General features: G+C 52.9%; 22 protein-coding genes and 1 tRNA gene. 11 read left to right on the top strand and 12 right to left on the bottom strand.

Annotation, left to right across the window (positions count from 1 at the left end):
• Positions 1-31: 31 nt before the first annotated feature.
• Positions 32-1,270: an L-methionine/branched-chain amino acid transporter gene (yjeH, locus tag GF617_RS23725; RefSeq protein ID WP_181621931.1), complete on the bottom strand. Its 1,239-nt coding sequence runs from the start codon at positions 1,268-1,270 to the stop codon at positions 32-34.
• Between the two features lie 178 nt (positions 1,271-1,448).
• On the opposite strand from yjeH, the gene GF617_RS23720 reads away from it, so the two are divergent.
• The 3 genes from GF617_RS23720 (at position 1,449) to GF617_RS23710 (ending at position 3,917) form a co-directional block, all read left to right on the top strand.
• Positions 1,449-1,742, top strand: coding sequence for a co-chaperone GroES (locus GF617_RS23720; protein ID WP_003855929.1), 294 nt, complete (start codon positions 1,449-1,451; stop codon positions 1,740-1,742).
• A 44-nt stretch (positions 1,743-1,786) separates the two neighbouring features.
• Complete coding sequence (gene groL / locus GF617_RS23715) at positions 1,787-3,430, top strand: chaperonin GroEL (RefSeq protein WP_181621932.1); 1,644 nt, start codon at positions 1,787-1,789, stop codon at positions 3,428-3,430.
• Positions 3,431-3,563: 133 nt separating this feature from the next.
• Complete coding sequence (locus tag GF617_RS23710; RefSeq protein WP_181621933.1) at positions 3,564-3,917, top strand: DUF4156 domain-containing protein; 354 nt, start codon at positions 3,564-3,566, stop codon at positions 3,915-3,917.
• Positions 3,918-3,961: 44 nt separating this feature from the next.
• Here the strand turns inward: GF617_RS23710 and epmB are convergent, their stop codons facing one another.
• Positions 3,962-4,990 (bottom strand): EF-P beta-lysylation protein EpmB, encoded by a 1,029-nt coding sequence (gene epmB, locus GF617_RS23705; protein ID WP_203452579.1) that lies wholly within the window; start codon positions 4,988-4,990, stop codon positions 3,962-3,964.
• A 41-nt stretch (positions 4,991-5,031) separates the two neighbouring features.
• Here epmB and efp point away from each other — a divergent pair, with 41 nt between their 5' ends.
• From efp to ecnB, 3 genes are all read left to right on the top strand, one after another.
• Positions 5,032-5,598 (top strand): elongation factor P, encoded by a 567-nt coding sequence (gene efp / locus GF617_RS23700; protein WP_181621935.1) that lies wholly within the window; start codon positions 5,032-5,034, stop codon positions 5,596-5,598.
• A gap of 128 nt (positions 5,599-5,726) precedes the next feature.
• Entirely contained in the window at positions 5,727-5,858 is a 132-nt protein-coding gene (locus GF617_RS23695; RefSeq protein WP_181623668.1) for an entericidin A/B family lipoprotein, read from the top strand.
• 107 nt (positions 5,859-5,965) lie between these two features.
• Positions 5,966-6,112, top strand: coding sequence for a lipoprotein toxin entericidin B (gene ecnB / locus GF617_RS23690; RefSeq protein WP_038984044.1), 147 nt, complete (start codon positions 5,966-5,968; stop codon positions 6,110-6,112).
• A 36-nt stretch (positions 6,113-6,148) separates the two neighbouring features.
• Here the strand turns inward: ecnB and GF617_RS23685 are convergent, their stop codons facing one another.
• The gene (locus GF617_RS23685; protein WP_181621936.1) at positions 6,149-6,748 is read right to left on the bottom strand and encodes a LuxR C-terminal-related transcriptional regulator; all 600 of its coding nucleotides are present in this window, start codon (positions 6,746-6,748) and stop codon (positions 6,149-6,151) included.
• A gap of 264 nt (positions 6,749-7,012) precedes the next feature.
• Here GF617_RS23685 and sugE point away from each other — a divergent pair, with 264 nt between their 5' ends.
• Positions 7,013-7,330, top strand: a complete 318-nt coding sequence (sugE, locus tag GF617_RS23680) for a quaternary ammonium compound efflux SMR transporter SugE (RefSeq protein ID WP_181621937.1) — start codon at positions 7,013-7,015, stop codon at positions 7,328-7,330.
• Here sugE and GF617_RS23675 read toward each other — a convergent pair.
• Positions 7,327-7,857, bottom strand: coding sequence for a lipocalin family protein (locus GF617_RS23675; RefSeq protein WP_203452578.1), 531 nt, complete (start codon positions 7,855-7,857; stop codon positions 7,327-7,329). The two genes, sugE and GF617_RS23675, sit on opposite strands and share 4 nt — an antisense overlap.
• 143 nt (positions 7,858-8,000) lie before the next feature.
• Complete coding sequence (gene ampC / locus GF617_RS23670; protein WP_203452577.1) at positions 8,001-9,146, bottom strand: CMY2/MIR/ACT/EC family class C beta-lactamase; 1,146 nt, start codon at positions 9,144-9,146, stop codon at positions 8,001-8,003.
• 132 nt (positions 9,147-9,278) lie between these two features.
• On the opposite strand from ampC, the gene ampR reads away from it, so the two are divergent.
• Complete coding sequence (gene ampR, locus GF617_RS23665) at positions 9,279-10,154, top strand: LysR family transcriptional regulator AmpR (RefSeq protein WP_181621940.1); 876 nt, start codon at positions 9,279-9,281, stop codon at positions 10,152-10,154.
• A 29-nt stretch (positions 10,155-10,183) separates the two neighbouring features.
• On the opposite strand, the gene frdD is transcribed toward ampR, so the two are convergent.
• From frdD to frdA, 4 genes are read right to left on the bottom strand one after another with little or no spacing between them, the layout of a single operon-like run.
• Positions 10,184-10,543 (bottom strand): fumarate reductase subunit FrdD, encoded by a 360-nt coding sequence (gene frdD, locus GF617_RS23660; protein WP_181621941.1) that lies wholly within the window; start codon positions 10,541-10,543, stop codon positions 10,184-10,186.
• Positions 10,544-10,554: 11 nt separating this feature from the next.
• A complete protein-coding gene (gene frdC, locus GF617_RS23655; protein WP_181623669.1) occupies positions 10,555-10,950 on the bottom strand; it encodes a fumarate reductase subunit FrdC in 396 nt (131 codons plus the stop codon).
• Between the two features lie 10 nt (positions 10,951-10,960).
• On the bottom strand, positions 10,961-11,695 hold the full coding sequence (locus GF617_RS23650; RefSeq protein ID WP_181621942.1) for a succinate dehydrogenase/fumarate reductase iron-sulfur subunit: 735 nt from the start codon (positions 11,693-11,695) through the stop codon (positions 10,961-10,963).
• On the bottom strand, positions 11,688-13,478 hold the full coding sequence (gene frdA, locus GF617_RS23645) for a fumarate reductase (quinol) flavoprotein subunit (protein ID WP_181621943.1): 1,791 nt from the start codon (positions 13,476-13,478) through the stop codon (positions 11,688-11,690). Before frdA ends, GF617_RS23650 begins: the two co-directional genes overlap by 8 nt.
• A gap of 310 nt (positions 13,479-13,788) precedes the next feature.
• Here frdA and epmA point away from each other — a divergent pair, with 310 nt between their 5' ends.
• On the top strand, positions 13,789-14,766 hold the full coding sequence (gene epmA, locus GF617_RS23640) for an elongation factor P--(R)-beta-lysine ligase (RefSeq protein ID WP_181621944.1): 978 nt from the start codon (positions 13,789-13,791) through the stop codon (positions 14,764-14,766).
• A 66-nt stretch (positions 14,767-14,832) separates the two neighbouring features.
• On the opposite strand, the gene mscM is transcribed toward epmA, so the two are convergent.
• The 3 genes from mscM to rsgA form a co-directional block, all read right to left on the bottom strand.
• Entirely contained in the window at positions 14,833-18,156 is a 3,324-nt protein-coding gene (mscM, locus tag GF617_RS23635) for a miniconductance mechanosensitive channel MscM (protein WP_203452576.1), read from the bottom strand.
• A gap of 19 nt (positions 18,157-18,175) precedes the next feature.
• Entirely contained in the window at positions 18,176-19,144 is a 969-nt protein-coding gene (gene asd, locus GF617_RS23630; protein ID WP_181621946.1) for an archaetidylserine decarboxylase, read from the bottom strand.
• 98 nt (positions 19,145-19,242) lie between these two features.
• The gene (gene rsgA, locus GF617_RS23625) at positions 19,243-20,295 is read right to left on the bottom strand and encodes a small ribosomal subunit biogenesis GTPase RsgA (RefSeq protein ID WP_181621947.1); all 1,053 of its coding nucleotides are present in this window, start codon (positions 20,293-20,295) and stop codon (positions 19,243-19,245) included.
• Positions 20,296-20,402: 107 nt separating this feature from the next.
• On the opposite strand from rsgA, the gene orn reads away from it, so the two are divergent.
• A complete protein-coding gene (orn, locus tag GF617_RS23620) occupies positions 20,403-20,948 on the top strand; it encodes an oligoribonuclease (RefSeq protein ID WP_181621948.1) in 546 nt (181 codons plus the stop codon).
• 197 nt (positions 20,949-21,145) lie between these two features.
• Positions 21,146-21,221 (top strand) — tRNA-Gly (locus tag GF617_RS23615).

The raw sequence follows: 21,221 nt of genomic DNA, 5'->3' as shown, positions 1-21,221 counted from the left end.
GCCCGGTAAGCATTGCGTTACCGGGCTTTTTTTACATTACACTACGCTTCGGCAAGCATACCCACAGCATTGCCAGCATGATGATGGCGTACAAACTCTTCCATCCCACCATTGCCAGCAGCAGCAAGCACAATACCCCCCCGATAATTGCCAGGGCTTTGAAACGGCCTTGTAGTAACCGACAGCCTGCCAGCATGCACAGCAGATAAATCATGATGAAGATGCCGTTGGCGTACACAATCAGGGCATCAAGATTGATATTCAGCCAGTAGATAGCCAGTGTACTCAACACACAACAGCCCAGTACGGCGTTGAGCGCATTTAGCGGTAATTGACGTTTTGACAGGTGTGCAAGGCGGCTATCGGGTTTGTATTGCGCCTGTGACCATACCAGGCGTGCAAAGCTCTGAATGTAGATATTCAGGCTGGCGAAACAGGCAAGGTAACCAATCACGCAGGCCACCCACAGCGCTTTTACGCCAAATAACTGCACGACGATACCCGGTAGCGACGCGGCAGCGGCTTTATCTGCCCCGAATGCGTTAAAGTGCAGTACCAACACAGTACAGGCCCAATAAACCGATCCCGCTAACAGCAGGCCTATCATCAGGGCGCGCGGGAAATCACGCTCGGGCTGTTTAAACTCTGACGCCAGATGAGCAAAGGCCTCCAGGCCGACGAAACACCAAAACATCACGGAGAGTGCGGCGAACAGTTGTGAATGATCGACATTCGTGATGGCCGGGAACGGAATTTCTGCCACCGTGATATCGCCAGCCCACCAGGTCGCGGCAATCAGTGCGACGATCAGCACGGCAACCAGCGTTTGTAGGTTAGCGCTCGAACTGGCTCCCCGTGAACCGACCCACCAGACAATCGCCAGTGTACCCAGTTCAGCGAACAAAAGTTGTTTATCGTGCCAGCCAAACAGCGCCTGTCCGAACCCCGTCGCAATGTGCAGTGCCGCCGGAAGCCCGACCGGAATCACCGACAAAAAAAGCCAGCCGGTGACACGCTCAAGACGAGGGCCAAAGGCCATGCCGACAAAGTGCGCCACGCCTCCTGCGCTGGGGAAATGCCGGCCCAGTACGGCAAAAACGATCGCTACTGGAAACACCAGTACAATCAACACTGGCCATGCCCACAGGCTGTTATTTCCGGCAACCAGTGCGGCCAGCGCGGGTACGGCAAACACGCCCGTACCTAACAAGGAGGTTGAGAGTAAGCCAACGCCTTGTGCCAGCCCCAACTCCTGTTTGAGTCCACTCATTTACGTCGTCCTGCCAAGATCAAAAGAGGGGCGATGGTAACACTTTCGCAAATTTTTTTTCGACTCCCCCTTGAAGGGAGAAAAACCCATCCCCATCTCTCAGGGCACTAGCCGGAAAACCGTATACGGCCCGGCGTCATCCATAACTGATAATGACTTTCTCAAAGGAGAGCTATCAATGAGTATTCGTCCGTTACATGATCGTGTGATCGTCAAACGTAAAGAAGTTGAAACCAAATCTGCTGGCGGCATCGTTCTGACCGGTTCTGCAGCAGCTAAATCAACGCGTGGCGAAATCATCGCTGTCGGTAAGGGCCGCATTCTGGAAAACGGAACTGTGCAGCCTCTGGACGTTAAAGTTGGTGACATCGTGATTTTCAACGATGGCTACGGCGTGAAATCCGAGAAGATCGACAATGAAGAAGTGTTGATCATGTCCGAAAGCGACATTCTGGCAATTGTTGAAGCGTAATCCGCGAACGACACTGAACATACGATTTTAAGGGAAAGATTAAAATGGCAGCTAAAGACGTAAAATTCGGTAACGACGCTCGTGTGAAAATGCTGCGCGGCGTAAACGTACTGGCAGATGCAGTTAAAGTAACCCTGGGCCCGAAAGGCCGTAACGTAGTGCTGGACAAATCCTTCGGCGCACCAACCATCACCAAAGATGGTGTTTCCGTTGCACGTGAAATCGAACTGGAAGACAAGTTCGAAAACATGGGCGCTCAGATGGTGAAAGAAGTTGCCTCTAAAGCGAACGACGCAGCTGGCGACGGTACTACCACCGCGACCGTACTGGCGCAGGCAATCATCGCTGAAGGCCTGAAAGCGGTTGCTGCGGGCATGAACCCGATGGATCTGAAACGTGGTATCGACAAAGCTGTCGTTGCGGCTGTTGAAGAACTGAAAGCGCTGTCTGTACCGTGCTCTGACTCTAAAGCGATTGCCCAGGTGGGTACTATCTCCGCTAACTCCGACGAAACCGTAGGTAAACTGATCGCGGAAGCGATGGATAAAGTCGGTAAAGAAGGTGTTATCACCGTTGAAGATGGTACAGGTCTGGAAGACGAACTGGACGTGGTTGAAGGTATGCAGTTCGACCGTGGCTACCTGTCCCCATACTTCATCAACAAGCCGGAAACGGGTGCTGTAGAACTGGAAAGCCCGTTCATCCTGCTGGCTGATAAGAAAATCTCCAACATCCGCGAAATGCTGCCAGTACTGGAAGCCGTTGCGAAAGCCGGTAAACCACTGGTTATCATCGCTGAAGATGTTGAAGGCGAAGCACTGGCTACGCTGGTGGTTAACACCATGCGCGGTATCGTGAAAGTGGCTGCGGTTAAAGCTCCTGGTTTCGGCGACCGTCGTAAAGCAATGCTGCAAGATATCGCTACGCTGACCGGTGGTACTGTGATTTCTGAAGAAATCGGTATGGAACTGGAAAAAGCGACCCTGGAAGATTTGGGCCAGGCGAAACGCGTTGTGATCAACAAAGACACCACCACCATCATTGATGGCGTGGGTGACGAAGCCGCGATTCAGGGCCGCGTTGGTCAGATCCGTAAGCAGATTGAAGAAGCCACTTCTGATTACGACCGTGAAAAACTGCAGGAGCGCGTAGCGAAACTGGCAGGCGGTGTTGCGGTAATCAAAGTCGGTGCTGCGACCGAAGTTGAAATGAAAGAGAAAAAAGCACGCGTTGACGATGCCCTGCACGCGACCCGTGCTGCGGTAGAAGAAGGTGTCGTTGCAGGCGGTGGTGTTGCGCTGGTTCGCGTTGCTGCAAAACTGTCTGGCCTGACTGCTCAGAACGAAGATCAGAACGTGGGTATCAAAGTTGCGCTGCGCGCAATGGAAGCACCACTGCGTCAGATCGTATCCAACGCAGGTGAAGAGCCATCTGTTGTTGCGAACAACGTGAAAGCGGGTGAAGGTAACTACGGTTACAACGCTGCAACTGAAGAATACGGCAACATGATCGACTTCGGTATCCTGGACCCAACTAAAGTAACCCGTTCTGCTCTGCAGTACGCGGCATCTGTAGCGGGCCTGATGATCACCACCGAGTGTATGGTCACCGACCTGCCAAAAGGTGATGCTCCTGACTTAGGCGCAGCCGGTATGGGCGGTATGGGTGGAATGGGCGGCATGATGTAATCGTGCGCTATACCCCATAGCATCAAGAAACCCCCAGGCAGAAATGTCTGGGGGTTTTTCTTTTGGTCATCTTTTAGGTATAAGGTTTACACACGGACAACTACTGTCCAGCTTATTGAAAACGAGGAATAACATGCGCGTAAAAGTCTGTGCAGGGATCGTAGGGGCAGCATTGCTGCTGGCGGGTTGTAGCTCCAGTAATGAGCTGTCTGCTGGTGGTCAGAATGTTCGCTTTGTGGAAGATAAGCCGGGCAGTGAGTGCCAGCTGTTAGGTACAGCAACCGGTGAGCAAAGCAACTGGATGTCTGGTCAACACGGTGAAGAGGGGGGGTCTATGCGCGGCGCGGCAAATGCTCTGCGTAACCAGGCGGCTGCAATGGGTGGCAATGTGATTTATGGCGTGAGCAGCCCAACGCAAGGAATGTTGTCGAGCTTTGTCCCTACGGCCAGCGCAATGAATGGCCAGGTCTATAAATGCCCGAACTGATTGCCTTTTTACCCTCTCCCTTGCAGGGAGAGGGTTTGGATTAATCAACTCTGACGCAGTTGCAAATCCAGCGGCGTTTTACTCGGTTCACCACCAATCTCACGCGCCAGTTTCGGAACCATATAACCCGAGACCAGGGTCAGTAGCTCGCGCATAATCTGTCGGGCTTCCTCATCTGTGACCATGAAATGCGCCGCACCTTGCACACGGTCCAGCACGTGCAGGTAATAGGGCATCACACCTGCATCAAACAATGCGTTGCTGAGCTCAGCGAGTACTCGTGCATTATCATTGACGCCGCGCAGCAGTACGCTCTGGTTTAACAATGTCACGCCCACTTTACGCAAACGTGTCATCGCAAAGCGGAACGCGTCATCGATTTCGTTAGCGTGGTTGATATGGTTCACCAGCAGGATCTGCAACCGGGACTGCTCAAAACGCGAGACCAGACCGTCGGTAATGCGTGCAGGGATCACTATCGGCAAACGGCTGTGAATGCGCAGACGTTTAATGTGCGGAATCGCTTCCAGTTGGGTGAGTAGCCAGTCCAGTTCATGATCTTTTGCCATCAGCGGATCGCCGCCGGAAAAAATGATCTCATCCAGCTCAGGATGCGTTGCAATATAGTCCAGGGCAACCTGCCAGTTTCGCTTATTGCCCTGATTTTCGGCATAAGGGAAGTGACGGCGGAAGCAATAGCGACAATTTACCGCACAACCGCCCTTGACCAGCAGCAGCGCACGGTTCAGGTATTTATGCAATAGTCCTGGCACGACGCTGTTCTGTTCTTCCAGCGGATCAGTGCTAAACCCCGGTGCGGTAACAAACTCATCCTGAGAGGTAAGTGTTTGTTTTAGCAGAGGGTCATCAGGGTTGCCTTTTTCCATTCGCGCAACAAACGCGCGGGGAACACGCAGCGCAAAGAGACGCTTAGCCTCGCGGCCTGCGAGCAAATTTTCATGCTTATCCAGGTCTAACAGATGCAGCAGTTCATCAGGACTGGTGATTACATCGGCAAGTTGCGATAACCAATCTTCTCTGGACGGGGTATTTAGGGTTACAATATGCGCCATTTTGTGGCTTAGCTACCAGTTAACAATTTTTAGAGGGCCTTATGGCGACTTACTATAGCAACGATTTTCGTGCTGGTCTTAAAATCATGATGGACGGCGAACCGTATGCGGTTGAAGCCAGCGAATTCGTTAAACCAGGTAAAGGCCAGGCGTTTGCACGCGTTAAGCTGCGCCGCCTGCTGACCGGTACTCGTGTAGAGAAAACCTTCAAGTCCACCGACTCCGCTGAAGGCGCAGACGTTGTCGATATGAACCTGACTTACCTCTACAACGACGGTGAGTTCTATCACTTCATGAACAACTCTACTTTCGAACAGCTGTCTGCTGACGAGAAAGCCGTTGGCGAAAACGCGAAATGGCTGCTGGATCAGGCCGAGTGCATCGTGACCCTGTGGAATGGCCAGCCTATCTCTGTGACCCCACCTAACTTCGTCGAGCTGGAAATCGTTGAAACCGATCCAGGCCTGAAAGGTGACACCGCAGGTACTGGCGGTAAGCCAGCTAAACTGTCTACCGGTGCAGTGGTTAAAGTTCCACTGTTCGTACAGACGGGCGAAGTGATCAAAGTGGATACTCGCTCTGGCGAATATGTATCCCGCGTGAAGTAATTCACGTATACCCGTCATATTTTACGTTGCAAAAGGCGTTGGCTTTTATGCAGCGTGAATGACTTTGGGTATGAACGAGTAAAGGCGCAGCGTTCGCTGCGCCTGAACGACTGATTCAGGCAGGGATGATGAAACGTACCGTTAAAATTCTACTGCTGCTGGTCCTCTCCAGCGCGATACTTTCCGGTTGCAACACCGCGCGCGGCGTTGGCGAAGATATCAAAGACCTGGGCCACGCGATCTCGCACGCTGCCAGCTAATTCTCTCCAGTATTCCTAAAATCGCTTCCGGTTCCGTCATGTTACGGGATTTTGTCTATGCTTAAGTGGCTATGCACAAACAACTTTGGCTATAAAAGGAAGAAATTATGGTTAAGAAAACAATTGCAGCGTTATTTTCTGTCCTGGTGCTTTCTTCAGTTTTAACCGCCTGTAACACCACGCGTGGGGTTGGTCAGGATATTTCTGAGGGTGGTAGTGCAATATCGGGTGCAGCAACAAAAGCACAGCAGTAATGAAAAACGGTACGGGACTGAGCCGTTGCCGTACCGTTAGCTTTCCGATTCCTGCAAAGACAAAAATGGAGAGAAGCGCGTATCCATATGCAGTTTCATGCGGATATTGCGCTTGTAGGTATAGACCGTTTTCCCGTTGATACTCAGGTGGCTGGCAATTTTTTGGTTACTCGCGCCATCCATCCACAATGTCAGCACTTTCTCTTCTTGTCGGGTCAATAGTGGCGCGGCAATTTGTGGTATCTCCACGCTGGAACAGGATGTTAATGCATCATTAATGACGGTTGCCAGTTTCTCAAGATCCACATTTTTCAACAGCGATGACCAAACCGGGAATTGCGCCAGATAGCCCCCCATCTCTTGTTCTTCACCCGACTGCAGCAAAATAAAGGGTAATGTCTCGCTGGCAATCAACAAGGATGACAGCTGCTGGAAATGATGAATATCCTGCTTGAAGCTGTGTAAATCAGCGATAACCAGCGTCGGTTTCCACTGCAGAATGTGCTCTCTGGCGAGGAAAAGATTATTCAGTCCGGTCACAACGAAATGACCAGGAAACAAGCCTGAATGATTGAGCCATGCTTCAAACCCTGCACGGGTGAAGTGACAACGGTCAATCAAAAGAATTTTGAACATATTGTATTCGCAGTTGGCAAAGGGGTTGGGCTTCCTGCCATCAGAAAGCACACCATCATAGGGAAGTCGGATGAGTGATAAATGCCTGAACTACGCGGCATACTGAGGCTATTTCTTGCCTTAACACGTTCAGCACAAAAGGATTGAAAAAAAATCACTCACTAACCAAAATATGACGAGCAATCTCTGCCTTACAGGACGACCTGTAAGTGCATCCTTCATCGGGGACGGCCCCAACTGTTGTTTAAGTTAAGGAGCCTGACTATGTCCTGGATTATTCTTGTCGTTGCCGGTTTGCTTGAGGTGGTATGGGCGATTGGCCTGAAATACACCCACGGTTTTACCCGTCTGACCCCCAGCATTATTACTGTCACTGCTATGATCGTCAGCATTGCTCTGTTGTCATGGGCGATGCGTACATTGCCGGTCGGTACAGCTTATGCCGTCTGGACGGGTATCGGTGCGGTGGGCGCTGCTATCACGGGGATCCTGCTACTGGGGGAATCGGCGAGTCTGGCACGCATTGCCAGCCTCGCCCTGATAGTCGCCGGCATTATTGGTCTAAAGCTCAGTGCACACTAATGCGGTTGTTCGACCCAGATTAGCTTCGTAACATCAAACCCTTGCCGGGTTGCGATATCCAGCATCTGCTGCTTCATTTCACTGGAAATGGTTGGCGTGCGGGAGAGTATCCATAGATAGTCGCGATCCGGCCCGCAAACCAGCGCGTGCCGATACTCTCTGTCCAGTGCGATCACGTTATATCCGCCATAGAATGGCCCGAAAAACGACACTTTCAGGGCTGCTCTGTTTTGCGCGCCGGTAAAGTACGCTTTGCCGATTGACTGCTGCCACATGCCGCGATCAGGATTATAGCCCCGGTTGATCACCTGGATACCCCCGTCGTCCATTGTGCTGTAGTTTGCCGTCACTCTCTGTAAGCCACGCTCAAATCGATGATCAAAACGGGCGATTTCATACCACGTGCCCAGATATCGCTGGGCGTCGAAATTACTGACGACGGTAACGCCGGAAGGCGGGGTTGGTGAGCTACAGGCAACCACTAAAAACGCGGCTGTGACTGCGGCGATAACAGGTAGGATGCGCATGGTCGTTTCCTTACTGACTTTTTGTTAAGTGTAGATTACAGCAAGGAAAATGCGGGGCATGTGCGGTATGTTTTGCCGGGCGGCGCTAACGCTTACCCGGCCTAAAGAAGGCAGACCCGCGCAAGCGCAGCACCGCCGGGCAACTAGCGCAGAGCGTCAAGAATACGGTAAGCCGTTTCCACTCGCGCCGGGTTGGGGTAGCTCTTGTTTGCCAGCATCACGATACCAAGGTTCTTTTCAGGGATAAAAGCGACGTAACTGCCGAACCCGCCAGTAGAACCCGTTTTATGTACCCAGGACGCCTTGACTGGTGGTGCAGGAGGATCCACTTCTGTTGCCGGTAACGGTGCAAGTGCGACTTTATTATCACTGCCATCAATCACGGTTTTAGCGTTTACCGGCCAGTTTAGCATCTCCCAGCCCAGGCCCTGATACATAGAACCGACACGCCAGTAGCATGATTGCGCCAGAGCGATCCCCTGTTTTAATGACGCATCCTGAATCTTGTCTGGCGCTATGTTGGCCATCACCCAATTTGCCATATCCCTGATATTCGTTTTAACGCCGTAAGCTTCGGCATCCAGCATGCCGGGTGAAACATGGACTGCGTTACCATCACGATAACCCCAGGCGTAGTGCTTCTCTTCCGCTTTGGGGACATTAATCCAGGTATGTGCCATGTTTAGTGGCTTGAGGACTCGAGTGGTCATGGCTTTTTCAAAACTCATTCCGGAAGGCTTTACTGCCAGTGCGCCAAACAGACCAATACTGGCGTTCGCATAGAGGCGTGTTGTGCCGGGTTTCCATTGTGGTTGCCAGGTTTGGTAGAAATGCAGCAGAGAGTTGGTGTCTGTGACGTCGTCCGGGACTTGCAACGGTAGGCCGCCAGCGGTGTAGGTCGCCAGATCCAGAAGGCGAATACCTTGCCACTGTTTTCCGGTGAGTTCAGGCCAATATTGTGTTGCCTGATCGTTGAGTGAAATTTCACCCCGGGCAATTGCGTCACCGCCAAGCACGCCCGTGAAGGTTTTGCTAATGGATCCCAGTTCGAACAGTGTCTGTTGCGTCACCGGCCGGTTTGCTGCGGTATCCGCTTTCCCGAAGGTGAAATAGTAGGGGTGACCCTCATAAATCACGGCCACCGCCATGCCAGGAATCGCCTGTGTTTTCATCAGCGGTGTAATGGTTCTTTCCACCACGTCAGCCAGCTGTTTTTCTGACATCGGTGCGGCAATGGCGGAGTAAGATAGGCCGAGCAACAGCGCGCAGCAAAGGGATTTTTTCATCATCAGTTATCTTCCGTAATAGCGGGTCGAGGGCGTGTCCGGGCCCATCAGACGAGCGTAGTCTGTTGGATTTGACTCCGCCTGACAAACGGTTAAATTTAGCATTAGCTGTTAATTTTTCTAACGGATTGGTCTATGACGCGCAGCTATCTTCCGCTTAATTCGCTTCGGGCATTTGAAGCCGCCGCAAGGCATCTCAGTTTTACTCATGCTGCAATCGAGCTGAATGTTACTCATTCTGCAATCAGCCAGCATGTGAAAACGCTGGAACAACACCTCAATTGTCAGTTGTTCGTCCGTGTCTCGCGCGGCCTGATGTTGACCACGGAAGGTGAGAATCTGTTGCCGGTACTGAACGACTCGTTCGACCGCATTGCCGGTATGCTGGATCGCTTTGCGCACCATCGTGCGCAAGAAAAACTGAAAATGGGTGTCGTGGGTACGTTTGCGACCGGTATTTTATTCTCGCAGCTCGAGGATTTTCGCCGCAGTTATCCCCATATCGATCTCCAGCTTTCTACCCATAACAACCGTGTTGATCCGGCGGCAGAAGGGCTGGATTACACGATTCGCTACGGCGGAGGGGCATGGCACGGAACCGATGCAATTTTCCTTTGTGATGCGCCACTGGCGCCGCTTTGCACACCAGACATTGCCGCCGGACTGAATTCACCTGCGGATCTACTGAAATTTACCCTGCTGCGCTCCTATCGGCGGGATGAGTGGGCCACCTGGATGCAGGCCGCCGGTGGACCACAACCATCGCCTACGCACCGGGTTATGGTGTTTGATTCTTCTGTCACGATGCTGGAAGCCGCACAGGCAGGTGTGGGTATTGCTATTGCGCCAGTGGCGATGTTTACCCATTTGCTGAACAGCGAGCGAATCGTGCAGCCCTTCGACACGCAAATTGATCTCGGTAGTTACTGGCTCACGCGATTGCAGTCACGGGCAGAAACACCCGCAATGCACGAGTTTTCACGGTGGCTGGTGGGGAAAATGTCGAACTAAAAGGCCCGCAGGATAGCGGGCCTGAACAGTCAGATGGTAACAACAGCGATCAGTGTTACCACGGTCAGGATGGTTGCCAGACCGTAGAACACCCATTTCCCATTTGGTACATGGATTTTCAGATCATGCATGGCGTGGTGGATACGGTGCAAACCACACCACAGCGGCAGGACAATCATCAGAAAGATGAATACGCGGCCAATAAAGCTGCTCGCGAAGGCCAGCACGCGTTCGTAACCTAATGCCTCGCCAGGGAACAGCCCCAGTGGCAGCATAACGCCGACCAGCAGGATAATGACGGGAGCGATAATGGCACTCCACATGCCGCCTGCACCAAACAGACCCCAGAATACCGGCTCGTCAGAGCGTTTTGGATTTGGATTGATCACAGTGGCCTCCTTTACCAGAACAGTGCGACAAACAGAACGACCACGGTGACGATTGCCGTCACTCCCCAGAGCCCTTTAATCACCGGCTCTGGCCCCATTTTTTCACCTTTAACAATGATGTTCGCTGCTTTTGGCGCGAGCTCAAACCAGGTTTTGGTATGCAATAATGCGGCAGCCAGTACGATCAGGTTCAGGAGCACTACAACAGGGTTTTGCAGGAAACCGACAAAGTTAGCCCAGGTTTCCGGACCGTGCTTCAGGGCAAATACGGCATACATCAGTTCAATACTGAACCAGACAGCCGGAACCGCTGTACCTTCACGCAGCATATAGAAGCGATAAAACGGCAGTTTTTTCCACCAGGTGGCAGGCATTGGCCGCACGTAGGCTTTGCGTTTAGTCGTCATCATGCACTCCTTAGCGTGGTTTCAGGGTTGCGATAAGAAAGTCTTTCGAACTTTCCACTTTACCCTGCTGAATAGCGGCAGCCGGATCGACATGCTTTGGACACACTTCGGAGCAATAGCCTACGAAGGTGCAGGTCCAGACGCCGTTCTGGCCGTTGAGTTGCGCCATACGTTCTTTTTTCCCGTGGTCTCGGCTGTCCTCGTTGTAGCGGTGTGCCAGCGTAATGGCCGCCGGGCCGATGAACTCTGGGTTCAGGCCAAACTGCGGACAGGCGGCGTAGCACAGGCCACAGTTGATGCAGCCGGAGAACTGATGGTATTTCGCCATCTGTGCAGGCGTCTGGGTGTTGGGGCCTTGATCCGGCGTGCGCGGATTGCCGATGATATACGGCTTAATCGCTTCCAGGCTTTCGATAAAGTGGGTCATATCGACCACCAAATCGCGTTCAATCGGGAAGTTACCCAGCGCTTCTACCTTGATGCCTTTGGTGTATTCACGCAGGAAGGTTTTACAGGCCAGTTTTGGTACTTTGTTGACCATCATGCCGCAGGAACCACAAATCGCCATACGGCAAGACCAGCGGTAGCTGAGATCTGGTGCCAGATTATCTTTAATGTACCCAAGCGCATCCAGCAGCGATGTTTGCTCGTCGTAAGGAACTTCATAGAAAGCGCTGTGCGGTGCGGAATCCACTTCCGGGTTGTAGCGCACCACTTCAACTTTCAGGGTTTGCATCTCAGCCATTGGTCGTCTCCTTCTTCTCGGCTGCTTCCGCTTCCGCGCCATACACTCGTTTTGCTGGTGGCAGCGTTGTGATCTTCACATCGCTGTAATCCAGACGCGTTGCGCCATCTGCATCACGCCAGGCAAGAGTGTGTTTCAGGAAATTGACGTCATCACGTTCAGTACAGCCTTCATCCAGACGCTGGTGAGCACCACGTGACTCTTTACGCGCGAGGGCGGAGTGTGCCATACATTCGGCCACGTTCAGGCCATGGCCCAGTTCGATGGTATAGAGCAGGTCAGTGTTGAACACGCTGGAGGTATCGGTAATGCGGACGCGTTTGAAGCGCTCTTGCAGCTCTGCCAGCTTGTCGACGGTTTTTTGCATCAGTTCTGGCGTACGGTAGATACCGCAACCTTCTTCCATCGACAGGCCCATTTCGTCACGGATTTTTGACCAGTTCTCGCTGCCTTCCTGGTTGACCAGGTCCTTCAGCCGTTTTTCCACGTCAGCCACTTGCGCATCCAGCGCCGCGCTGTTTGCTTCGCCCGCGGTAGCCGCACGTTCCATGGCGCGTTCACCGGCCATACGTCCGAACACCACCAGTTCTGCCAATGAGTTAGAGCCCAGACGGTTTGCACCGTGCAGGCCAACAGAGGAACACTCACCGACGGCAAAGAGGCCTTTAATCCGGGTTTCACACTGCTGATCGGTTTCGATACCGCCCATGGTGTAGTGTGCGGTTGGGCGAACCGGGATCGGCTCTTTCACCGGGTCGACACCCACGTAGGCTTTTGCCAGCTCACAGATGAACGGCAGACGCTCCAGTAACTTTTTCTCACCGAGATGACGCAGGTCGAGATAGACCACATCACCGCGCGGGGTCGGGATCGTGTTGCCTTTGCGCCATTCATGCCAGAATGCCTGGGAGACTTTGTCGCGTGGGCCCAGTTCCATGTATTTGTTTTTCGGCTCGCCGAGCGGTGTTTCCGGCCCCATGCCGTAGTCCTGCAAATAGCGGTAGCCATTTTTGTTGACCAGAATACCGCCTTCACCGCGACAGCCTTCCGTCATCAGAATGCCTGAACCTGGCAGCCCGGTTGGGTGATACTGGACAAACTCCATATCTCGCAGAGGAACGCCGTGGCTGAGTGCCATGCCCATCCCGTCGCCGGTGACGATGCCGCCGTTCGTGTTGTAGCGATAAACACGACCAGCCCCGCCTGTCGCCATCACCACCGCTTTCGCGCGGATCTGGACCAGTGAGCCTTCCATCATGTTCATTGCCACCAGGCCACGAGCCTCTCCGTCATCAACCAGAATATCCAGTACGAAGTGTTCGTCGAAGCGTTGAATTTGAGGGAACTGGAGGGAGGTCTGGAACAGGGTATGGAGCATGTGGAAGCCCGTTTTATCGGCGGCGAACCAGGTGCGTTCAATCTTCATTCCACCGAAGCGGCGAACGTTAACGCTGCCGTCTGGACGACGGCTCCACGGGCATCCCCACTGTTCGAGTTGGGTCATTTCGGTTGGACAATGATGCACGAAGTAGTCAACGACATCCTGTTCGCAAAGCCAGTCGCCCCCTGCAACCGTGTCGTGGAAATGGTATTCGAAGCTGTCATGATCCTGCGCAACGGCGGCGGATCCTCCTTCTGCAGCAACCGTATGGCTACGCATCGGGTAGACTTTTGAAATCAATGCGATTTTAGCGTTTGGATTAGCTTGTGCTGCAGCAATTGCAGCCCGTAATCCCGCGCCGCCAGCACCTATAACGGCAAGATCGGCTTGAAAAGTTTGCACGACATTCCTCCAGATTTTTGTTATTTCGCGATGCGATGACCTAAAGGTAGTTCACTTACCCGAGTCGTCGACGACGAAAGTGTTTCCACTGTTCCTTTATGGGTAAGGCAGTATAACCGCGTGGATGTGAGGGAAATTTGACGTGTTCGATTTTTTTGCTGTTATGTGCGGTGATTTATCATTGTGATTGATGAATTGGGTCACGTAATTTTCTGCTCCGGTGAAATGGACGCTTTTGCCGCGCAAAATTTGTCTCTGTCCCCGCTAACGAGTAGACTTCGTGCCCTTGTCTGACATCGGAGAAAAACTCATGAGCGAAACGGCCACCTGGCAGCCGAGCGCATCCATCCCTAACCTGCTAAAACGCGCAGCAATTATGGCGGAAATTCGTCGCTTCTTTGCCGATCGCGGTGTACTGGAGGTGGAAACGCCGTGCATGAGTCAGGCAACGGTAACCGATATTCATCTGGTCCCGTTTGAAACCCGTTTTGTTGGCCCCGGCCACTCGCAGGGTATGAATTTGTATCTGATGACCAGCCCGGAATACCACATGAAACGTCTTCTGGCGGCGGGATGTGGCCCGGTATATCAACTGTGCAGAAGCTTCCGTAATGAAGAGATGGGGCGTCACCATAATCCAGAATTCACCATGCTGGAGTGGTATCGCCCGCATTACGATATGTACCGCCTGATGAACGAGGTGGACGACTTGCTCCAACAGGTGCTGGATTGTTCCGAAGCTGAAACGCTCTCCTACCAGCAGGCGTTTCAACGCCATCTGGAAATTGACCCGCTGTCTGCCGATAAAACCCAACTGCGTGAAGTGGCGGCGAAGCTGGATTTGAGCAATGTTGCGGACACAGAAGAAGATCGTGATACGTTGCTGCAACTGCTGTTCACCTTTGGTGTCGAGCCGCAGATTGGTAAAGATCGGCCGACCTTTGTTTACCATTTCCCGGCGAGTCAGGCCTCTCTGGCACAGATCAGCACTGAAGATCATCGTGTGGCAGAACGTTTTGAGGTCTATTACAAAGGTATTGAGCTGGCGAATGGTTTCCACGAACTGACCGATGCGCGTGAACAGCAACAGCGCTTTGAGCAGGATAACCGTAAGCGCGCAGCGCGCGGGCTGCCACAACAGCCGATTGACCATAATCTTCTTGAAGCATTAGCGGCGGGCCTGCCGGATAGCTCCGGTGTCGCGCTGGGGGTGGATCGTCTGGTAATGCTGGCGCTGGGTGCTGAGCAGCTTGCGGATGTGATTGCTTTCACGGTCGACAGAGCCTGACGGTTTTTGGCCTCTCCTGTAGGAGAGGCTTGGTGTGTGGGCATTAGGCCCCACACACCATTAACCTTACAAACTTCCTGCCGGGCGTTTCCTTGCCGCTGATGTAATCGTTCTTCCCGTTTTGCGGCCATCCAGGCTTTCCAGACGCATCTGGAACGGAGGGAATGGCATATCGATTCCGTGTTCACGGAAGCCCGCCAGAATCAGTTGATGGATTTCATGGCGCAGCGGCATGCGATGCCCCATTTCGGCGGCGTAGATACGCAGTTCGAAAATCTGGATCCCCTGCTGTAAATCCACCAAAAAGACTTCCGGTGCTGGGTTATCGATAACCAGTGAACAGCGCTCTGCCGCGGTGTACAGAATTTGTGTGACCTCTTCACTGTTAGCATCCGACGGTGCAGGAACCGTCAGTACAACACGTGTTACCGAATCGGACAGCGACCAGTTGATAAACTGCTCGGTGATAAACGCTTTGTTCGGCACGATGATCTCTTTGCGATCCCAATCGCTGATCGTGGTCGCACGGGTGTTGATCTTGGTGACGCTACCCGTTAAATCGCGGATCGTGACCGTATCGCCAATGCGGATCGGTTTTTCGAACAAAATGATCAAGCCTGAAACGAAGTTAGCGAAGATCTCCTGTAAACCGAAGCCCAGACCAACGGTCAGTGCGGCAACCAACCACTGCAGTTTTGACCACTCAATACCGATCATTGAGAAGCCAACCAGCCCACCAAACAGCATAATTAAATACTTGGTGATAGTGGTAATGGCGTAACCCGTTCCCGGTGTTAAATCCAGGTGCTGCAACAGTGCCAGCTCTAACAGCGCGGGGAAGTTACGCACCAGTTGCGTGGTAATGATGAGCACCAGAATGGCAATCAATACCGCGCCGAGGGTAATAGGCTCCAGGCTTTCGACACCCTGAACCGTTGAGGTGACGTCCCACAGGGAAATATTTTCCAGGAAACCAAAAGCGGAGTGAATTTCCGACCACAGAACGATCACCGAGAGCAGGGCGATCAACATCAGAATAGAACGTACCAGACGCAGCGACTGGGTACTAATGGCATCGAGATCCAGTTCGGCCTCATCCACCTCATTGTTGCCTTCGGTGCTGTTGGCGTGGTGAGGATCTTCTTCACCGCGTGCTCGTTGGGCCAGGATTTCAGCACGCCGATGTTTGGCTCGATCAAATGCCAGCCGGCGGCGCTGAATTAACATCCAGCGACGGATGACGTGATAGACCACCAGAAGAAGGAACCATATGGCAACAGACGTTTCGAGTCGCGCCAACAGGGCCTGAGCCGTTGCCAGATAACCGACCGCTGCTGCCAGAATGGCGGCCAGCGGTGCGGTGAGTAACAGATTCCACAGCAGGCGGTTGAACATGTTTTCACCGCTACCTGTTTTATCAAGATAGAGCGGAATGCCCGCCCGTTTCAGGCTGAGTGTCACCATCGCCAGCGCCCCGCAAATCAGCATAAAGCAGAGACGACCCAGCGAGCCGGAGAATTCCCGATCGTTAAGGTTATCGAACATAATCAGTGCCATGATCAATGGCACGATAAGCCCGATACTCATCAGGTAATAGCGCATGGCGCGGACTACGCGCTGGCGCGGCCAGGCAAAGTGGGCGATGAACAGTCCATTTGGACGCGCAAAGGTGGCACAAATCATTACGACCCACAGCAGAGGTACGGTGGCGGTAACACCATCGCCAATTGCCACTGCGAGCGGATACGGCCAGGCCTCGCGCAGGCCGTAGCCCAGTGTCATCCAGAGCACAGGCAGCGGTGAGGCGACGAGTATCGACCAGAACACAGTGCGCAGTGTGAGCCAGAAGTGATCTTGCGTGACTTTGCCTACGCGCGCACCAGAGCGTTCAAGGAAGCGGGTGAAATGCCTGCGCGAATAAATGCTGCACCCTACCAGAATCAACGCCCCTAGCAGCGGGAAGATGGTCTCTTTGCTGGTGAGCATCATGACGCTGGCCTGGCCCAACTGGCTGAAGGTATCCAGCGAGATCAGACGGCGCAGATCCTGCACAATCTCAATCGGCCACGAGAATGTCATCGGACGGACATCAGAGGTCCAGAAAAGATAGCGGTGGGTCGCTTCGTTCACCTCCTTCAACGCATCTTCAAGCTGGCTATTGGAGACCTTCAGCTTGGTCAGCTCCAGAATCAACGTATCGCCACCCTGCAACAGTGAGTTCAGTAATTCCCGCTGAGTCCGCATCTGCGCTTCCAGAATGCGGTTTTGCTCGTTGGTGAGCGCTTGCCCATCGGCCTGACGGATCTGGCGGATTTGCGGCTGTTTGTTGAGTAAATCTTCAAAGTGCAGGCGCTGGACGCGTAACTGCGCCATTTCGGTATCAAGCTGCTGCGGTTTTGGCATTTCCGGCAAACGTGCAACCTGCGCACGCAGTGCTTCACCCAACAGGTTAGAAGACCCCAGCCACTGGGATTGTTCACGCAAGGTGTTTAGAGCCTGGCGAACCTGCAAGGTCTGGTTAGTTGCCTGACGTTGCTGTGAGGCGACCAGATCCATACGTTGCGCTTGCTGGTTCAGTGCCGCGGAAAGCTCACGGTTGACCTTAAATTGTTCGACGATCCCGGCTGGCAGGTTATCGCTGTTTTCGGCCAGTAATTCGGTACTTTCCAGTGCGCGTTCAGCTTCACGCTGACGCTGGCTGTTCAACTGGTTACGCAAGACTTGCAGGTAGGCATCAAGCTGTTCGCTTTGCTTTTGTGCCAGCTCGGAGCGCATACGCGCCAGTTCCTGACGGTTATTTGCCGATAGCTGGGCCAGCTCTAGCTCATTAACCAGCGCTTTCAGTTTGGCCGATTCAGCCTGAATGCCGAGATTCTGGGCCTGACTTTGCGGAGTGTTGCCTGATTGCGTGCCGACCCGGCGCTCAACATCATTAAGCTGGCGGCGGGCATCGGTTTGCTGTTGTGGAAGCTGGTTGAGAGAGTCAGCGATTTCCCGCGCTCGTTCCTGTTCCTGTTGAGCCTGACGGCTTTTTTCCAGCAACTGGCTACTGACCTGCAAAATCTCCTGATTCAGGGCATCAGAGGTCATGCCTGCCGGGATCTCACGTGGCTCATCACGCAGGTTATTCAACTGCGAGCGTAATGTTTGTGAGAGTTTGGGGAAGTTATCGATAACTTGCTGATATTGCTGAGCACGCTCAAGAGAACCTTTCCGTTCCTCAAGCGCGTTCAGTGCGGCCTGGAGCGTTTCGACAGTATCGGGCTGTGCGGGTTTTGCCGCTTTAGCCTGCTCCAGTTCTTGTGTGATGTGTTTGGCGTCGGGGGCCGTCGCTGCGTACGCCCCCATGCTGAGGCACCAGGCCATCAGAATTACGATAATCGGGCGCACGTCAGCGATCCTTCTTGAATTAGCCTTCGGTTTTTTTGTCGTCAACCACCGGACGGGTGCTGTCTACGGCAACGATCTCTTCTTCTGTCTGCGGAGCCGATTCAACAACGGGTGCTGCGACGGTTTCCGTAGATATAGCCAGTGGCTGGCCGAGTTTTGTGACTGACAGGCTTTCCAGCTCTTCAACCAGCTTCACTTTGCCTGGCGCAAACAGGTTGATTACTGTTGAACCCAGTTTAAAGCGACCCATTTCCTGACCTTTCAGCAGTGCAACGGAGCCATCGTTTTCACCAGCAGGCCAGGTCCAGCGCTTGATCACACCTTCACGTGGCGGGGTGATCGTGCCAGCCCAAACGGTTTCGATGCTGCCTACAATTGTCGCACCCACCAGAATCTGTGCCATTGGCCCAAATTCAGTATCAAACAGGCAGATGACGCGCTCGTTACGTGCGAACAGGTTTGGTACGTTCTGTGCGGTCAGGTGGTTTACGGAGAACAAATCACCCGGCACATAGATCATTTCACGCAGGATGCCGTTACACGGCATGTGCACGCGGTGATAGTCGCGTGGTGACAGGTAGGTTGTTGCAAATGAACCGTTGCGGAACAGGTCTGCCATCAGGTAGTTACCTGCCAGCAGCGCTTCCAGGCTGTAGTTGTGGCCTTTAGCCTGCAAAATTTTATCGTCTTCAATTTTGCCAAGCTGGCTGATGACGCCATCGGCCGGCATGACCAGTACCGCAGGGTCGTTATTGACAGGGCGAACATCATCACGCAGTGGGCGTACGAAGAATTCGTTGAAAGAGCGATAGCTGGCCGTGTCGGGCTTTTGCGCTTCTTTCATGTCAACCTTGTAGTATTTCACAAACAGGTCGATGACCAGCTTGGTCAACCAGCCCGCTCGTTTGCTTGCGCCCCAGCCAGCCAGGCGAGTGAGCCACAGTTTTGGCAGAATGTATTGAAGCGAAAGTTTAAATGAGTTTAACAAGATAGCCTCCAGGCCATTGTTTTGTCGTTCCTGATCCGGCCAAAAACAGCCGGAACCTGAAAAAAAGGGGACGATTTTAGCGATGCTTAGCTTAGTTGTCAGTTATCAGAATCAGAAAAGTTTTTACGCGTTTTTACCTGGTCCATGCTTTCGAGAATACGGTGGTAGTTCTCGAAGCGGGTTTCCGCTATTTCACCGTTTTCAACCGCTTCGCGGATAGCGCAGCCAGGGTCGTTATCGTGTTTACAGTCGCGATATTTGCAAGCGCCTAAATAGTCATGGAATTCGACAAACCCATTGAAGATTTGTTCCGGCTCAAGATGCCACAACCCGAATTCACGCACGCCTGGGGAGTCGATCACATCGCCGCCATGTGGGAAGTGATACAGACGTGAGGCGGTGGTGGTGTGCTGCCCCAGACCTGAGTTGTCGGAAACATCATTCGTGAGGATTTCGTCCTGCAGACCCAAAAGATTGTTCAGAAGGCTGGATTTACCCACACCCGACTGGCCAGCAAAAATGCTGATACGCCCGGTAAGTGCCTCTTCGAGCGGCTTCAGGCCATCTTTCTTATGGCTTGAAACCATCAGTACGCGATAGCCAATATGACGATAGATATCCATCTGTTCGTTGACGAAGTTCATTCCTTCGTCGTCAAGCAGATCAATCTTGTTCAGGACGATCAGCGGTTCGACGTCAAGTGTTTCGCAGGCCACGAGGTATCTGTCGATGATATTGAGTGACAGTTCAGGCAGGATCGCAGAAACGATCACAATCTGGTCGATATTAGAGGCGATGGGTTTCACGCCATCATAGAAGTCCGGGCGCGTCAGCACGGATGTGCGTTCGTGGACAGCTTCGACGATCCCTTTTACGGTAACCCCTTCAGCCGCGGCTTTACCTGGCCGCCATACGACACGGTCACCGGTAACCAGCGAGCGGATGGTACGACGGATATTGCAACGGTGAACACCACCATCGGCGGCTTCGACATCCGCATGCATACCAAAGCGGCTAATCACAACGCCTTCTGTCGCTTCACCAAACAGGTTGTCGTCGTAATCGGGCTTCTCCGTAGTGGTTTTAAGACGGCGCTGGTGGTTGGCATTCACGCGGCGCTGTTGCCCTTTGGAGAGTTTATTTTTACTCAATCGTGCTGACTCCTGGTCGCCCATATCGGGCAAAACCTCTATGATACACACTAATTAATACTAGTTAACCTGCTACAGCCGGTTATGCGAGAAGGGTGGAAAATAACATGAGCGCAGATGAAAACAACCTGATTTGGATCGATCTTGAAATGACCGGGCTTGATCCAGAACGCGATCGCATCATTGAGATCGCGACGCTGGTAACTGATGCGAACCTCAACATTCTGGCTGAAGGACCAACCATCGCAGTGCACCAGTCGGATGAACAACTGGCATTGATGGATGACTGGAATGTGCGTACCCATACGGGTAGCGGTCTGGTGGAGCGCGTTAAAGCGAGTACGCAGGGCGATCGCGATGCTGAGCTTGCGACGATTGAATTTCTGAAGCAGTGGGTCCCGCAAGGCAAATCACCGATTTGCGGTAATAGCATTGGTCAGGATCGTCGCTTCCTGTTTAAGTACATGCCGGAGCTGGAAGCCTATTTCCACTATCGCTATCTGGATGTCAGCACGCTGAAAGAACTGGCACGCCGCTGGAAACCTGAAATCCTGGATGGCTTTAAGAAGCAGGGTACACACCAGGCAATGGATGACATTCGTGAGTCCGTGGCGGAACTGGCTTACTACCGTGAGAATTTTATTCAGTTATAAATTTTGGGCCCGGCGTGCTTGCGCAGCCGGGTTTTTGCCGTTAAATTGTGCAGCTTGCCGATTAATTAATCACTTGAACGTAATTTCAAAAAAATCGCTTTCAGGGGGGTTGCAGCTCAGAGGATTTCTCGTATAATGCGCCTCCCGTAACGACAGAGAATTACGCGTTACGACAGCAACAAAAGCAGTGCAAATTTGCGGGAATAGCTCAGTTGGTAGAGCACGACCTTGCCAAGGTCGGGGTCGCGAGTTCGAGTCTCGTTTCCCGCTCCA

The sequence above is a fragment of the Lelliottia sp. RWM.1 genome (genome assembly GCF_016859735.1).
In the GTDB taxonomy this organism is placed as follows: Bacteria; Pseudomonadota; Gammaproteobacteria; order Enterobacterales; family Enterobacteriaceae; genus Enterobacter.
The sequence above is the reverse complement of the archived record's forward strand: the minus strand, read 5'-3'. Positions and strand labels throughout refer to the sequence as shown.